This is a genomic window from Paenibacillus sp. FSL A5-0031 (genome assembly GCF_001956295.1).
GTDB lineage: Bacteria > Bacillota > Bacilli > Paenibacillales > Paenibacillaceae > Pristimantibacillus.
Genome location: NZ_MRTD01000019.1, coordinates 1 through 15,096, shown reverse-complemented (window position 1 = coordinate 15,096; position 15,096 = coordinate 1). Strand labels below are relative to the sequence as shown.

Genomic DNA, 15,096 nt, shown 5'->3' with positions numbered 1-15,096 from the left:
ATGAAGATGAAGCTGTTGCTTGTGCTCTTTTTAATAGCAACTTTTTTGAATGTTGGGGAGGCGCATGCTGTGAATCAGGAAAATAAGCAGAGCACTTCAAAAATCGTTACTTGGGATACGCCTGCTTGGCAGCAAAAAAACAATAGTTTTTCGGTTTGGATAAGAGAGAGCGGCCAGAAAACGTGGAAAGAGCTTTATGTTTATAACGTAAAAAACGGTGAGCAGAAGGAGCAAGATGTGCCAACGGATGCAGCCATGGTTAACGTTGACTTTTCAGGTACAGCAGAGTTTAAGGTAACGTATAACAAGGAAAAAATCAAAGATTATGAAATACGCCCTTCAGCTTATGGAATTAATGCTAAAAAAACAGAAGGGAAAACATTAACCTTTTCGCTCACGCAAAATAATAAAGCTCCATTAAAGCCCACCATTATGGTGAATGGCAGCTGGAGTGAGGGCAACTTGCATATCCTTTCAAACACGCCTGAGAATGATGCGCCTTCACAGAATGCCGCAAACGTTTATGTTATAAATCCTGGCGACCCGTTCCCGCTTTATTTGCCAACGGGAAAAGATACGTATTATTTTAAGCCGGGCGAGCACGAGCTGCCAAAAGGGATGTGGGTTGAGCTTGATCTCGAGGAAACCGTTCAACTGGAAAAATTTGATTTGGTGCAGCAGCTAACCGACTCCCAGTGGTTTGCAAAAGGACCCCAACGATTTGTGATTGAGGCCAAGGAGAGAAAAGACGACCCGTATGTAAAAGTATACGATGGGTATGAGAATAATAAGGAAGGAACAGTCACCGATTTATTGAGTAATGTGAACGCGAGATATGTAAAGCTTGTCCTACTAGGTAATACCGGATCAAGTCATTATGTAATGACATCATTGGCAAGCGAATTTAAGCTTTATAAAAAGGGAGACGATTCTACAAATATTGCAAAGGGAAAAGCGGTAAATGGGGCATTCCCCAGTTACTCTAATATGACTGACGGCAATGATTCTACTCATTATATATCGTCTACCGGTTATGGCAATTGGCATGCAGGAGAAGCGTTTTATATCAGTCAGAGCGATACGAGTGTTTATTTGGCACCAGGCTCGCTTGTCAAAGGGTCAATTTCTGCAGATGATCTGAGCAACATTACAATTAAAGGCCGAGGTATCATGTACGGTGGTGATCTTTTGCGGCCTAGAAATTACGCTGAGGGACGAAGCGGGGCGATATGGATTACGAGAAGCACTAATTCAAAGGTAGAAGGCATTACACTGATCGATTATCCGATGTGGTCAGTCGTTATGAACTTTACGGATCAAACGTCGATTAAAAATATAAATTTTTTCGGTTCGATGGTTAATGCTGATGGCATTCACCTCTCAGGCAGCAAAAATGCGCAGGTTTCAGGCGTATTCATAAGAACGACAGACGATAATTTTGTCATTTATCATTATGGTGAGAGTTCAAATATAACGGTAAAGGATTCTATATTCTGGGCAGATAATGCTCGTCCTATTTTGCTAGGCTTGGGAGATACGCCAAATGCGACGATCGATAAGGTTAACTTTGAGAATATCTATATTTTGAATCAACGAGGCGTATGGGATCTGAATAAATATAATGGTGCGATTCAAATTTGGGCAACAGGAGGGAACAAGATAAGCAATATTGCCTTTAAAAATATTCATATCGATGAGTTCGAAGCTCCGGGGGACTCTATGCTTTTTCAAATCAAGACAGATGAGATGGCTGCTGGAATTGCGCCTGGTTCTGTGAGCAACGTCTCCTTTAACAACATTATCTACCGCGGCAAGCTTCCGCGAAAATCTCTTATTAGCGGCGTTGACGATAGCCATAATGTGAGCGGGATCGTATTTAACCGTTTTAAAATAAACAATACGTTATTGTCTTCTACTAACATGAAACAGTTTATCGAATTTAAGGGGAAGTATTCGGATATAAAATTTAAATAGCATCAAAAAAACGGAAAATAAGCTGCTGACCTGCCTGTTATGGGCAGGTTTTTTTGTGTTTGCTATCAGGAAGGATGCATGCGTTCACGGAAAGCGGTAGGGCTGATTTTCTCATATTGCTTAAATAATTTACTGAAATAAAAGGTGTCCGAGATTCCGACTTCTTGAGAGATTTCTTGTACCGATCGATTTGTACTTTTTAATAAAAACTTTGCTTTTTGAATTTTTAACATGTTCGTATATTTGATGATGTTTGTACCTGAATATTTCTTGAAGATTTGACACAAATATTCATACGTACGATCCATGCTGCGTTCTATTTCTTCTTTTGATAGGTTGTCGGTGTATGCTTCATCTAATAGACGAACCAATTTCCGATAAACGATAAAGGATTCGGGAATGTAACGCTGATTTTTGGATTCGACTAAAATAGATAAAGCAATGGATTCCAAAATTTGCGCAAATTGCAGCGTTGAGCGAAAACGAAAGTATACCTCTGGCTTAGAGAAGGTCTCCAGCAGCTTTTCGAATTGGGAAAGAAGCTCGTAGGGACGGGGGGATTGAAAATGCCTAGGCAGGATCAATTCATCGACATGCTCATATTCAAAGGTACGTAAATCCTGGTGCTCCAGCAGCGAATAATCGATGCCAGATGCCAAGTCTCCGACTTCCTTCAGAGAAGGCGTGCAGGAAAATTGAACCCAGAAGAAATTCGCTTTGGGGTTCGTTTTTTTCCAGCTGTAATGCCGCTCCCACGGTTTTAAAATGAAAATGTCCCCAGAGTTCAGCTCCAGCTGTTCGGATTCCACTTGCAGGTAAATGGGCCCTTCGGCAACGACCATCAGTTCAAAAAAAGGATTGGAATGCTCCATCATATAGAGGTTATCATTGCCCTGTTGTATGCCAGCCCATCTCACATCAAGGCTCGCGAGCCTCGACATCGTAAAAAAAGACATGAAATCCCTCCCGTACCTATTAAATATGATCAATTAATTATAGGAGATTATGGTACCTCTGACAACACTATGAGCATACGGATATGAACCGATAGAATCGATGAAATGGAACGGTTTTTTTTAACATTATTTATTTTAAAACCTTAACAATGTCGATGTTTCTCGTACTGTTTCGTTGATAAACTCATTGATGTAACCACTATGAGAATAAGAGGTGCAACGATGAAAATTTCATTAGACCAGTATAAGAACAAAGTGCGCGGATGTTGGATCGGGAAAAATGTCGGAGGGACGCTCGGAGCGCCATTTGAATGCAAACGCGGGGTGCTCGATGTCACTTATTACACCCATGATCTGACGCAAGGAGTTCTTCCTAACGATGATTTGGATTTGCAATTGGTGTGGTTAAATGCAGCTGAGAAACACGGGAAAATGATTAATTCACGAATATTGGGCGAATATTGGCTGTCTTATATCGTTCCTAACTGGGCCGAATACGGTGCAGGGAAAAACAATATGCGGATGGGAATCGTGCCGCCGTTATCCGGTTATGTAAACAATAAATTCCGTGACAGCAATGGGGCTTTTATTCGCTCGGAGATATGGGCATGTCTCGCACCCGGCCATCCGGATATCGCTGTGAAATATGCTTTTGAAGATGCGGTTGTCGATCACAGTCACGAGGGTGTCTATGCGGAAGTGTTCTTCGCAGCCATCCAAAGCGCCGCTTTCGTAGAGAGCGATACGTATAAGTTAATCGACATCGGACTTTCATATCTTCCAGATGATTGCGGATCTGCAAAAGCGGTTCGGACAGTTATAGAATGTTATCGTTCGGGTATGAGCTGGCAAGAAGCTCGAATTCGTGTGCTGACTGAGCTTCCTGGCAGCTTCGGTATTATCGGGATGACTCCGGAACTGTTGACGGATGAAGTTCCTGTCGGGGACATGGGCTGGGATGCGCCAAGCAACGTTGGAATTACAATCATCGGCTGGCTTTACGGAGAAGGCGACTTTGGCAAAAGCATTTGTATCGCGAATAATTGCGGTGAAGATACCGATTGTACAGCGGCAACACTTGGCGCCATTATGGGGATTATTGGCGAGCCTGAGCGTGTGCCGTCGGAATGGCTGGAGCCTATTGGAGACGAGATCAAAACCTTATGCATCAATCTGGGAGATCAAGGCTTAAAGATCCCGAAGACGGTGACGGAACTTACGGATCGGATCTTAAAGCTGACACCGATTTTTCTTGGAAGCGAGTATTGTGACTATGTAAATGCAGAACGCGGTTATACGATCGAGACTAAAGAGGATAAGGATTTATATAATCATCCGAAAAGAGTAAACTGCTGGGTTTATCGCGAAACTTCCGATTTATTCAAGCAAAGCCCATTTATGGTCCACTATGACTTTCAAATCTTTTCGGTCTATTTGGATTATCGGAATGAACCCTTTGTATCGGAGGCTCAGCCAAAACGGTTCCGCCTTGTCTTGGACAATCAGCTGTTTATACAGCAGTGGTTAAACGTCAAATGGCATTTGCCGGAGGGTTGGACCGTGTCTCCTGGACCGAATATTAGCGTACCGCTTGAGCAGTATCACTGCAATGTTGGCTATAATGAGCTTTTCTTCGAGTTAACGCCTAATGCATTAAAGGAGCCGCGGTATGATCTGATCGTCGAGATCACATCGGCTGGACGGCCTACGAAGGGGCTAATTCCCATCGTTCTATTGAATGTGCCTCAAACTGCCGTAGAAGAAATTGTATCTCTTGTGGAGGATCGTTCAAAGGCTCCTGCCGCCCACATGATCCGGTCAGTTATTTAATCTAGCTGCTAAAACATAACCAAAACAGCTTGGAGGCTAAACAAATGACAACTCCGACAGTGATTTGGCCAAAAGGTGCACCTCATATTATTAGTGGAGAACCGCAAGGAGACCCAACATTAACTCCTTATTTGGTTGAAAGTGCTGTTCCTACAGCAGCTATTATTGTATGTCCAGGCGGTGCCTATGGCATGCTGGCAGATCATGAAGGTGAGCCGATCGCCCACTGGTTTAACAGTATAGGCATTTCTGCTTTCGTGCTGAAGTATCGGTTCGCGCCCTATAAATATCCTGTTCCAATGCTTGACGCTCAACGTGCCATTCGATATGTGCGTCATCATGCAAAAGACTGGAATATTGATGCGGAACGAGTAGGTGTGATAGGTTTTTCCGCAGGAGGTCATCTTGTGTCCACAGTTGGAACACATTACGACAGAGGGCGTATGGTGGATCTTGATCCAATTGAGAGGGAAAGCAGTCGCCCCGACTTGCTAATCTTATGTTATCCCGTTATCAGTTTTGGTGAGTTCCGTCATCATCATTCAATGATAAATTTGCTAGGAGAATTTCCTTCGGAGGAGCAGAGACACGACTTATCTAATGAGCTGCAAGTCACCGCGGATACTCCGCCTGCCTTTTTGTGGCATACGGCAGACGATGAGGCCGTTTCGGTGGAGAACAGCCTTCTCTTCGCACAGGCATTAAATAGGCATCATGTTCCTTGTGAACTGCATATGTTCGAGAGTGGTCCGCATGGTATGGGATTAGCCGAGAACGATGCAAGTGTCGGAACGTGGACATTACTGTGCAGGGAATGGTTGAAAAAACGAGGCTGGAGAGTCGTAGAGGGAAAAGCTCCATAAATAATATTTTTACAACGTTGAAAACAAGCAACAGCTCCTATCGAATGATGATAAGGAGCTGTTGCTTGTTTTTAGTTGATTTCAAATAGAGGGTGGCCGAGCTTGAAAAGGATCATGGTGTTGTAGAACGCACCGCCTACTTTTATAGACTTGATTTTCTCACTAATTAAACATTGTTATATATAAAGTATATGAATATAATAGTGATAATGAAATAAAACCATGGGAGGATCATATGAAAAACTTTATTATTTTTGGAGCGAGTAAAGGACTCGGTGAAGCATTCGTTAAAGGATTACCGGAAGCGGGAGATAACGTATGGATAGTTTCTAGAAGCTGTCCGAATCGTATGGAACTTAACGATGGTGTTCATCGCTATTGGATTGAAGCTGATCTGGCATTAGCAGAAGCAAGCGATAAAATTGCGAGTAGATTACGTGATGTCGTCATAGACGTATTCATATATAATGTTGGGATATGGGAAAGCAAAGGATTTATGGATGACTACGATTTTGAGAAGGATGATCCTAACGAAATTGTTAAAATTATAAATGTAAATGTGACCTCTGCAATCACTTGTGTCCAGAAGCTGCTGCCGAATTTAAAAAAATCAAACAACGCAAAAATTTTCTTCATCGGATCTACATCAGGTCTTGAAAATAATGACAGTACACAAATTTCATTTGTTGCCTCGAAATTCGGATTGCGTGGAATAAGCAATTCCTTGCGGGAGCATGTGAAGAAGTACGGAATAGGTGTTACGTGTATAAACCCAGGCGAAATTGCAACTCAGATCCCATATGAAGATGGAATAGAGAAGGTTTTATCGGCTTATAATGGGACACAGATCCCCCTTCAGGATATTGTATCCTTGGTTAAATGTGTGATGAATCTCTCAAGGGCTTCCTGTGTGAAAGAAATAAATATTCCAGCCATGCTCGGCACGAGTGTATGATTGCACGGACAAAGCATGGTAATGGGAGAAAAGAGATGACAAATCAAGATGAATATTGGAATTGATGCTGGCGGGACACTTATCAAAGTCGCCTATATGAAAAATGACCTGCTCGAATTTGAAAAGTTTCCTATTGCTGATTTGGAGCAAGTGGCTTCTTGGATAAACGGATTAGATAACATTAAGATCTGTACGACAGGCGGTAAAGCTACTTTTTTGAAATCGTTATTAAGTCAAAAAGCGGAACAAATCGTTGAATTTGAAGCAACATCGAGTGGTGTGCGATATCTTCTTGCAACGTGTGGAATAACGGAGGAGTCATACATATTAACGAATGTTGGTACCGGAACTTCAATTCACCATATAAACAAAAGCGAGCAGCAGCGCGTCGGCGGTACCGGGGTCGGCGGCGGCACCATGATGGGGCTATCACAGCTGCTTACAGGAATAACTGACTATGACAGCATTGTACCTTTAGCAGCTAAAGGTATACGAGATCGTATAGATTTGAAGGTAAGTCAAATTTATAAGGGGACAGTGCCCCCTATACCAGGAGATTTAACAGCCAGCAACTTCGGGAATGTTGACCCCATGGTATCTAGAACTGATTTGGAAAAAGAAGAACTGCTAGCTTCTGTCATTGGAATGGTAGGGGAAACGGTGGCGACCGTTAGTGTTCTTGCGGCTGGACAATACGGCGTATCCTCTGTCGTATTCATCGGCTCGTCGTTTATTCGAAATGAATTTCTTAAAGAAGTGGTACAAAGCTATACGAGGCTTAGAGGGGCAAATCCTATATTTCTCGAAAATGGGGAGTATTCAGGTGCCATCGGCGCTTTGCTGCATGTGAGTAAATAAACGCAGCTAGCAAGTAGAGTATTCAAGGAAATGATAGTTCAACGAGACATCTATGATAGCGCTAACAAAAATGCTTGCCAGTCCTCTGAAGTTGCAGTAAGTTAGTAGTATAAAGGAGGAATGAAATGATGGAACGGACAACTCTTCATTTACCCAGAAGTCAGCCGGAAGCACAAGGAATACCCTCCGCTGCTGTAATTGCCTTTTTAAATACTGTAAAAGAAAAAAAGCTGGAACTGCATAGCCTTATGCTGCTTAGACATGGACAGGTAGTAGTAGAGGGATGGTGGAAGCCTTATGCATCAGATATTCCTCATATGCTGTTCTCGCTTAGCAAAAGCTTTACCTCAACCGCAATGGGTCTCGCAGCTGCAGAAGGGAAATTGTCGTTAAACGATGCGGTTGTATCGTTTTTTCCGGAAGATGTTCCAGCTGAGATAAATTCTAATTTAGCTGCAATGGAAATCCGTCATTTGCTGATGATGGGAACAGGGCATGATCAGGACACAACAAGTAAGCTGCAGCAGTGTGAAGATGGAAATTGGGTCAAGGCGTTTCTGGATGCTCCTGTTGAGCATGCACCGGGTACACATTTTGTCTATAACAGCGGAGCTACATATATGCTGGCAGCCATACTGCAGAAGGTGACTGGTCAAACGCTGCTTGCATATTTGCAGCCGCGGTTGTTTGAACCGCTTGGCATTGAAGGGGCGACATGGGAATCTTGTCCTCGGGGAATTAATGTTGGCGGCTGGGGACTAAACGTCACCACGGAGGATATCGCTAAGTTTGGCCAGCTATATTTGCAGAAAGGCGTGTGGAATGAACAGCGTCTGCTGCAGGAGGATTGGGTTGATGAAGCAAAGTCAGCACAAATATCCAACGGAGACGGTGGAGTGAGCGACTGGGCGCAAGGTTATGGCTACCAGTTCTGGCGATGTCGGCACGGAGTGTACCGCGGTGACGGTGCATTCGGTCAATTTTGTATCGTAATGCCGGAGCAAAATGCGGTGCTGGCAATGACAAGCGGTACAAATGATTTGCAAGGTGTCCTGGATGCGGTATGGGATCACTTGCTCCCAGCAATGGAATCATCGTCACTTCCTGCAAATCAGGATGCACATTCGAAGCTTGCGTATGAATTGCAGCAGCTAGCGCTACCGCTGCCGCAGCTGCCGCCGGATTCTCCATTGGAAGCCATCATTGACGGCTTTGAATATACGCTCGAACAAAACGAACCGCTTTGGAAAAGCATTTCTATATCCTTCGAGGCTAATACAGCCGTTGTCCTTCTGAGCAAGGAGGATATTGAATATACGATTAAGCTTGGTCGAGGTGCCTGGGTAGAGGGAACGACGCCTCTCTTTCAGAGAGAATATCAGCGCTTCGTTGGCAGCTTTGCCTGGGAGCAGGAAAACACGCTTCAGTTGACCTTGAGGTTAATCGAAACGCCTTTCTCTATTCATGTCCACATTTTATTTGATGGGGACAACATTGTATTAAGTCAAAACTCAAATGTATTAGCTGAAAAGTCTGAAATTCGTGGACGGAAAACGGAAGTGAAATAGTTAAAAGCCGCATGGAATGCGGCTTTTTTTTTTTGAGATAACTGTGATTAACTTAACATTATTGATAAGTTGTTTGAAATTTATCTTTTATGCTAGTTTCGGGAACAATCCGCCTTGTATGCGGTCCCCAGCTGCTAGACCCAAACCTTCCGTACAGCTGTGCGGCTTTCCGCTAAATATGGTGCCATCCGGCATGAAAATAATAGCAAGCGCGCGCCGCGGTTTATCGGTATGATTGGCATTCGCATAATGGAACGTCAACCCGTCATGAAAGGTACAGCTTCCGGCTTTCATACGCACGACCACCGCAGTGTTTCTATCCACGTCTTGAGCTCCTGCATCGGCAAATATATCACTTGGAGCAACTAAGTCGATGCTTTTTAAATTTTTTATTTTTTGCGATTTTGGAACAAACATCATACAGCCGTTATTCTCATCCACATCATCCAGCGCGATCCAAATAGAGAATGCTCCGCTTTCCTGCATCGGCCAATATGGCCAATCTTGATGCCAAGGCGTTGGCTTGGAATCATACGGCATCTTCAAGAGGGCATGATCATGAAATAAACGGATCCCTTCGAATCCAGTAAGCTGCTTGCCCATATCTGCAAAACGATTGCCTAACACGAACCGGGCCATCCCGCCATGATCTCTCCATGTGTTTACACGCTGATTCAGCACTTTGAAGTAAGAGCCGCCAGCTTGGTCCGTCTGAATGGAACGCCCTGTAGTATCACGCATTGCTTCTTCCAAATACGTCCTCAGTTCTTGCAGCTCGTCCTCGGAAAGTACATTATCCACTTGAACAAAACCGTTTTCCCGATAAAAAATGATTTGCTTTTCAGTTAAAACCCTCTTATCATTCAACATAACCATTCTCCCTTTTATATAAAGTTCTTAGGTTTACTTTACGACAGGGAGCTGTTCGAATTCTTGGATGATCTACAAAAAAAGTAGGACGATCTGCTAAGGAGGATGGACTTGAAATGTCTATTCTAAATGGAAATGCTTTTTTCGAGGACAGAGAGTTTCCTTTTTTTATACAGCGCTATCAAATAAAAAAAGGTGAGGTCATTCCTGCGCATACACATGATTTTGTTGAGCTTGTGTATGTGGTTAAGGGCGGAGCGCTGCATGAAATGGCCGATCAACGGTATCCGCTTGCAACCGGTGATGTATTCGTCATCGAGCCGCAAACCTATCATGGCTACTTTAACACCGATGGGGAAGAAACGATCGTATACAATCTCCTATTTGAGAAGCAACTGCTTCAGAAGGAATTGGGTGTCCTGCTGCAAATACCCGCCTTCATCAACTTCTTTTATCTCGCTCCTTTTCTAAGGAAAAACGCCTCTTTTGTACCGTATATATCATTGAACGAGCATCAGCGGGGGCACTTGGAATTTCTTCTCCAAAAAATTCATAAGGAGTTTTATGAAAAGCCGGTAGGTTATCAGCTCGTCATAAAAACAAATTGGATCGAGTGTTTGGTATTGTTAAGTCGTTATCAGGATAACAACGAGAACAATAATAATAGTCCGCTGCCGAAAGAGGAATGGATGAGTTCTATTTTGCATTTCGTAGAACAAAATTATCGACAGCCGTTATCGTTGAATCAGCTATCCCAAACCTGCGGCATGAGCGTATCATCCTTCACGGCAAAATTTAAGAAAGCGACAGGCATGAGCCTCATGGACTACAAGCATTCTCTTCAAATCAGGCATGCTTGCGAATTGTTGAAGGATCATCGCAACAAGGTTGTACATGTCGCATATAGTTCTGGATTTCAAGATGTCAGCTTCTTCAATCGGATTTTTCGCAAACACATGAGTATGACGCCAAGACAATTCCGCAATGGCTTGTAGCGTTATTATGGCGGAATTGGTTGAATATCTGGAAGCAAGCGTGTAAGGTTAATGATGCTGGACTAACTGGCTGATCAGCATAAGAACAATAGTGGAGGTAACTTTATGAGTCAACGCTATAGAATTACAAGGACAATGCAAGAGCAGAACCATTCGGAGCAAAACATATCTTTGGAAGAGTGCAAAAGTTATTTTGCTGCCAAACCTGATTTTTCGTATACATCCGTTTTCACTGTAAAAGGGGAAACCACGATGTCTATTGATGGTGATTTTTTTATGTGGAGCTATGGCGATATCACAATCCCGTTCAGGCATTATCAGGGAGATATATATGTGTCCGGAACGAATGAAGCCGTGATCCCTAAGATGATTGAGGTTGCGAGCGAATTGGGTGCGGACGTGGTGGAAGGGTAAGAAGCAATATGAAAAAAAGCCTCCGGTCAGTAAAGTAATTTTACTGGCAGGAGGCTTTTTGAATTGATGATTGATTTGATAACTTTATTGTACAATCGTTTTTGCAATAAAGGCTAGATCAACAATATCGATAATGCCATCATGGTTGATATCTGCTTTTTTGATCGCATTCCAATCAGGGCTAGATGAATTTTTGCCATAGCTGGCTGCTGCAATGCCAAGATCGCCAACGGTCACTTTTCCGTCTGAATTCGTGTCTCCTGATGTTGGGACATGGACTGCGTTTTTAAATGCTTGCAGTGCTTGATTCAAGGCGGTAACCGCTTGATCAATTTCCGCTTGGTTAACAGCTTTATCGGCTGCTGCTTTGGCTGCGTTAATGGCTGCTTGCAAAGCTGCTTTGGAACCAACAGGGTATTGTCCTGGCGAACTGCCTTCTACAGCTGCTTGAACAGCTGCCTCTGATTGTGCAATTAAGGCATTCAATGCTTCTTTGTTCAGTTCATTCGTGCTCGTGATTTTAACATTATGCGTGACATGAGCAAGTGTCGTCTCCACGCCTGCTGAATTGGCAAGCTTTGCTTGCGAGAGTGTAATACTCGTATTAGGTGACTCTTTAATCGCTTTCCAGTTTAATTTAAGCAATTCTCCATCGGCGATGACAGCATGGTCTGCACCTTGACTAGCAAGCAAAATCCGAATCTGTCCGGGGACGTCCGTTTTAGAATCAATAACGATAAGACCATTCTTTATGGACTCCGCCGAAACAAATGCGAGCTTGTCGGCATCATAATCAAATGTGAGATCCTGAGCATAAATGGCATCTTCCGATTTAGTTGACACATACGTTAACCCGTAATTTACTTCGAAGCTTTTACCTAATGATTTTTGAGAAGCACCTGCAAGTGTCCCTGTTAATTCGTCTTCAGCAGGGGGATTGAGGTTAGGAACATCGGCCTTATACATCGTCAAATAGTCCAAATTCACATTGCCAATCGAACCATTATCAATACGATAGCTGATCACATTTTTGCCAGCCTTTAAGCGTAAACGCTCAGAAGCGGTAAACCATTCATCCCAGCTGATCGCCGTTTTATCTGGGCCAATCGTTTTTACTTGTATGCCATTTACATATACATTGATGTTTGCTCTTGCCGGCAACTGTGTCGTAGGATTATTTGTGGATTCCCCATCGACTTGCACACCATATGCGTATCTAACACCCACGATGTAATCACCATCTTCAGCCGCATTCACTACAAAACTAGCTTCTGCACCAGCTTTTTTTGGCAGGTTAATATAACCCGTTCCTTGATAATTTACATGGCTGTTGTCTTTCGTAATATCACCATAAAGAATAGCATCTTCAGCTTGATACATTTCTCCGAGTCCTAAATCACCAGAAGGCAAGTCTTGCCATTCATATGGCGATACAGGTATACCGAAATGAGGTGTTCCATCTGCATTCCAATCAAATTTTTGAATATTGACCTGACGCCACCAGTTGCGCCCAGTATCTTGATATACGCGCGAATGATAAATCATCCAATCTTCCTTGCCATCTGCCGATTTGACAAAACCTGCTCTGGCAGGGCCGGATACATCATCTGTAGCAACGAAAACATCATTTGTGCGCGTCCAAGAATCCGGGTTCAAAAAATCGCCATCGGTATTCATAAAATAAGATAAACGATAACCATTTGATGCATAATCACCTTCGGACATAGTAATAAACACTTTCCCATCCTTTTGCAATACACGAGGGCCTTCACCTCCGCCGCCTGGCAGGAAGGAGCGGTCTGCTGTAATTGTATAGGGGTTATCCATTGGCGCAATTGCCGGGCCAATAGGTTCGCCGGAGCCTAAAGTGCCCCAAACCGCATACAATTGTCCTTTGTAGTCGAAGACCGTGAAATCATTGGCTTGTTTATAAACGCCGTTTTCACCTGCATATATGGCGCCTTTATCTACGTACGCTCCTTGCGGGTCGTCAGTCACAGATTCCAAAACCGTTGCCATATGCTTGTAATCAAACTCTTTTAAGTCAGCGCAATAATAGATATACCATTTGCCATCAAAGAAGAAGAGTTCAGGTGCAAAAATCCGAGTTTGTGTTCCTTGGGAATCGAATACCATAATTTTTTCGCCTTGGTCTAACAGGGTACGAGACTTGGATACATAAACTTTATTGTTGGAGTCTAAATTGCTTGAAGAAACAAAGTAATAAAAACCATCTTTGTACGTGACAAAAGGGTCCTGTCCTTGATACAGCGGGTTGTTAAATTTATCAGATACGGAGGAGCTAGTAACTCCCATTTCTTTCATAAAGTCAGAACGGGCAATCGATACGCTCTTAATGGCATCATCGAGCAAAGCAACCTTATCTAAATCACTAATTTCTTTGTCATCAATAGTGGTAAGAAGCTCTGTCGCAGTTATTTTAGCAGCGTTTAAGTTGTTTACTACGCTTTCTGCTACTTTGTCTGCAAAGTTTTCTGTTAAGTAATCTACCTTTTGAATTTCTGCGGTCAAATCAGCTTTCTTAGTCGTGAGTACACGATCTGTAGGCAAATAAAGTGCTGATTCTGGCACGACCTCTCTGCTTTGGCTAGCGCTTTCCCATTCCATCTTAAGCCAAGTGCCTCCCCAGCCTTGCAAGTATTCAACTTTAATATCGTAATGCTTGCCTTCTTCTAATGAAATAGAGGTGCTAACTTGTGGTTTTTCCCATGCTTGCTGCCAGAAGTCAATGATCAATGCTCCATTAACCCATAGTCTGAAACCATCATCACCAACCATATGGAAGGTGTAGTCTTCTGAATATTTTGGAACGATTGTACCTGTAAAACGTGCTGTATTAAAATCGGGGGTTCCTGAGAGCTGATTGAAAATGCTTGCAAAAGAATCGCCGTTTAGATTGGAGACCGCTCTTTCTCCTCGAAAATCATTAAAATTAAAAATAGTAATATCTTCACGATTGTTAGGGTTCTTTTCACATTTAAAAAACTCGCCCAGCAATCCATGACCGTCCACTGCTGCATCAGCAGCACGAGCATTTGCGGGTATAACAATCGTGCCTGCAAAAACAAACATGGCCAAAAGTATTCCTAGTACTCTTTTCATCGTTAAGCCTCCTGATTTCTCATTCTTATCATGCAAAGTAGGGAAGTATTGCTCCATAGCTGCTTCTCAAATTACCTCCTTTTCTCGTCCTATTGTTTGCTTCAAATTTACCATTTTTTATCGATTATAGATTTGTAAAATACGGGCTTTTTTTGCGTTTTTCTGTCCTTTTATTTATCAGATGGAGGGTTTGTGTTAAAGTATGGAATATTAGCGAAAGGTGGAGTAATAATGGAAATAGAGATTGATCAGAAGGGAAATTCCAAAGTTGCGATTATAGAGAGCACAGAAATTGTAGTAAGCGACGTGCAAGGGGCACTGGACTTGATGGCAACTGTGAATTATACAGATGGCTGCCATAAACTATTGATCCATAAAGCGAATATAACAGAGGAATTTTTTGATTTAAAAACAAAGCTTGCCGGGGAGATTTTGCAGAAGTACACGAATTATCAAGTCAAAATCGCAATCGTTGGAGATTTTGATGGTTATGAAAGCAAAAGCTTGAAGGATTTTATTTATGAATGCAATAAAGGCAAGCAGGTTTTCTTTCTAAAAGATAAACAAGCTGCACTCGACGCACTGCACAATGTCAATTAATGCTATAAAGAAAAAGGGGCTGTCTCAAAAGTCATTTTGCGATTTTTTGAGCACTACTTAGAACTTATTTTCATCGAGAAAAAGGACCTC

12 protein-coding genes are annotated in these 15,096 nt (G+C 42.8%); 9 read left to right on the top strand and 3 right to left on the bottom strand.

Annotated features, from left to right (window positions below; all coding sequences use genetic code 11):
* Positions 1-1,974 (top strand): glycosyl hydrolase family 28 protein, encoded by a 1,974-nt coding sequence (locus BK120_RS26660; RefSeq protein ID WP_076270553.1) that lies wholly within the window; start codon positions 1-3, stop codon positions 1,972-1,974.
* Between the two features lie 65 nt (positions 1,975-2,039).
* Here the strand turns inward: BK120_RS26660 and BK120_RS26655 are convergent, their stop codons facing one another.
* Positions 2,040-2,930 (bottom strand): AraC family transcriptional regulator, encoded by an 891-nt coding sequence (locus BK120_RS26655; RefSeq protein WP_076270552.1) that lies wholly within the window; start codon positions 2,928-2,930, stop codon positions 2,040-2,042.
* Between the two features lie 222 nt (positions 2,931-3,152).
* Here BK120_RS26655 and BK120_RS26650 point away from each other — a divergent pair, with 222 nt between their 5' ends.
* The 5 genes from BK120_RS26650 to BK120_RS26630 all read left to right on the top strand — a co-directional run bounded on the left by BK120_RS26650 (position 3,153) and on the right by BK120_RS26630 (position 9,004).
* A complete protein-coding gene (locus BK120_RS26650; protein ID WP_076270551.1) occupies positions 3,153-4,760 on the top strand; it encodes an ADP-ribosylglycohydrolase family protein in 1,608 nt (535 codons plus the stop codon).
* Between the two features lie 44 nt (positions 4,761-4,804).
* A complete protein-coding gene (locus BK120_RS26645) occupies positions 4,805-5,623 on the top strand; it encodes an alpha/beta hydrolase (RefSeq protein ID WP_076270550.1) in 819 nt (272 codons plus the stop codon).
* Positions 5,624-5,858: 235 nt separating this feature from the next.
* Entirely contained in the window at positions 5,859-6,578 is a 720-nt protein-coding gene (locus BK120_RS26640) for an SDR family NAD(P)-dependent oxidoreductase (RefSeq protein WP_076270549.1), read from the top strand.
* Between the two features lie 48 nt (positions 6,579-6,626).
* Positions 6,627-7,436, top strand: coding sequence for a type II pantothenate kinase (coaW, locus tag BK120_RS26635; RefSeq protein ID WP_076270548.1), 810 nt, complete (start codon positions 6,627-6,629; stop codon positions 7,434-7,436).
* A 125-nt stretch (positions 7,437-7,561) separates the two neighbouring features.
* Positions 7,562-9,004: a serine hydrolase domain-containing protein gene (locus tag BK120_RS26630; RefSeq protein WP_076270547.1), complete on the top strand. Its 1,443-nt coding sequence runs from the start codon at positions 7,562-7,564 to the stop codon at positions 9,002-9,004.
* 87 nt (positions 9,005-9,091) lie between these two features.
* On the opposite strand, the gene BK120_RS26625 is transcribed toward BK120_RS26630, so the two are convergent.
* Positions 9,092-9,874 carry a phytanoyl-CoA dioxygenase family protein gene (locus BK120_RS26625; RefSeq protein WP_076270546.1) on the bottom strand — a complete coding sequence of 261 codons (783 nt, stop codon included), beginning with the start codon at positions 9,872-9,874 and terminating at the stop codon, positions 9,092-9,094.
* A 116-nt stretch (positions 9,875-9,990) separates the two neighbouring features.
* Between BK120_RS26625 and BK120_RS26620 the strand changes: the two genes are divergently transcribed.
* Both BK120_RS26620 and BK120_RS26615 read left to right on the top strand, forming a co-directional pair.
* Complete coding sequence (locus BK120_RS26620) at positions 9,991-10,869, top strand: helix-turn-helix domain-containing protein (protein WP_076270545.1); 879 nt, start codon at positions 9,991-9,993, stop codon at positions 10,867-10,869.
* 105 nt (positions 10,870-10,974) lie between these two features.
* The gene (locus tag BK120_RS26615; RefSeq protein ID WP_076270544.1) at positions 10,975-11,283 is read left to right on the top strand and encodes a hypothetical protein; all 309 of its coding nucleotides are present in this window, start codon (positions 10,975-10,977) and stop codon (positions 11,281-11,283) included.
* 84 nt (positions 11,284-11,367) lie between these two features.
* Here BK120_RS26615 and BK120_RS26610 read toward each other — a convergent pair whose 3' ends face one another.
* Positions 11,368-14,406 (bottom strand): family 43 glycosylhydrolase, encoded by a 3,039-nt coding sequence (locus tag BK120_RS26610; protein WP_179089901.1) that lies wholly within the window; start codon positions 14,404-14,406, stop codon positions 11,368-11,370.
* A gap of 231 nt (positions 14,407-14,637) precedes the next feature.
* Here BK120_RS26610 and BK120_RS26605 point away from each other — a divergent pair, with 231 nt between their 5' ends.
* Positions 14,638-15,006 carry a DUF4180 domain-containing protein gene (locus BK120_RS26605; protein WP_076270542.1) on the top strand — a complete coding sequence of 123 codons (369 nt, stop codon included), beginning with the start codon at positions 14,638-14,640 and terminating at the stop codon, positions 15,004-15,006.
* Positions 15,007-15,096 lie beyond the last annotated feature (90 nt).

Coding starts and splice junctions, on each gene's coding strand:
- BK120_RS26660 (WP_076270553.1), top strand. CDS start 1: ATGAAGATGAAGCTGTTGCTTGTGCTCTTTTTAATAGCAACTTTTTTG.
- BK120_RS26655 (WP_076270552.1), bottom strand. CDS start 2,930: ATGTCTTTTTTTACGATGTCGAGGCTCGCGAGCCTTGATGTGAGATGG.
- BK120_RS26650 (WP_076270551.1), top strand. CDS start 3,153: ATGAAAATTTCATTAGACCAGTATAAGAACAAAGTGCGCGGATGTTGG.
- BK120_RS26645 (WP_076270550.1), top strand. CDS start 4,805: ATGACAACTCCGACAGTGATTTGGCCAAAAGGTGCACCTCATATTATT.
- BK120_RS26640 (WP_076270549.1), top strand. CDS start 5,859: ATGAAAAACTTTATTATTTTTGGAGCGAGTAAAGGACTCGGTGAAGCA.
- coaW (WP_076270548.1), top strand. CDS start 6,627: ATGAATATTGGAATTGATGCTGGCGGGACACTTATCAAAGTCGCCTAT.
- BK120_RS26630 (WP_076270547.1), top strand. CDS start 7,562: ATGATGGAACGGACAACTCTTCATTTACCCAGAAGTCAGCCGGAAGCA.
- BK120_RS26625 (WP_076270546.1), bottom strand. CDS start 9,874: ATGTTGAATGATAAGAGGGTTTTAACTGAAAAGCAAATCATTTTTTAT.
- BK120_RS26620 (WP_076270545.1), top strand. CDS start 9,991: ATGTCTATTCTAAATGGAAATGCTTTTTTCGAGGACAGAGAGTTTCCT.
- BK120_RS26615 (WP_076270544.1), top strand. CDS start 10,975: ATGAGTCAACGCTATAGAATTACAAGGACAATGCAAGAGCAGAACCAT.
- BK120_RS26610 (WP_179089901.1), bottom strand. CDS start 14,406: ATGAAAAGAGTACTAGGAATACTTTTGGCCATGTTTGTTTTTGCAGGC.
- BK120_RS26605 (WP_076270542.1), top strand. CDS start 14,638: ATGGAAATAGAGATTGATCAGAAGGGAAATTCCAAAGTTGCGATTATA.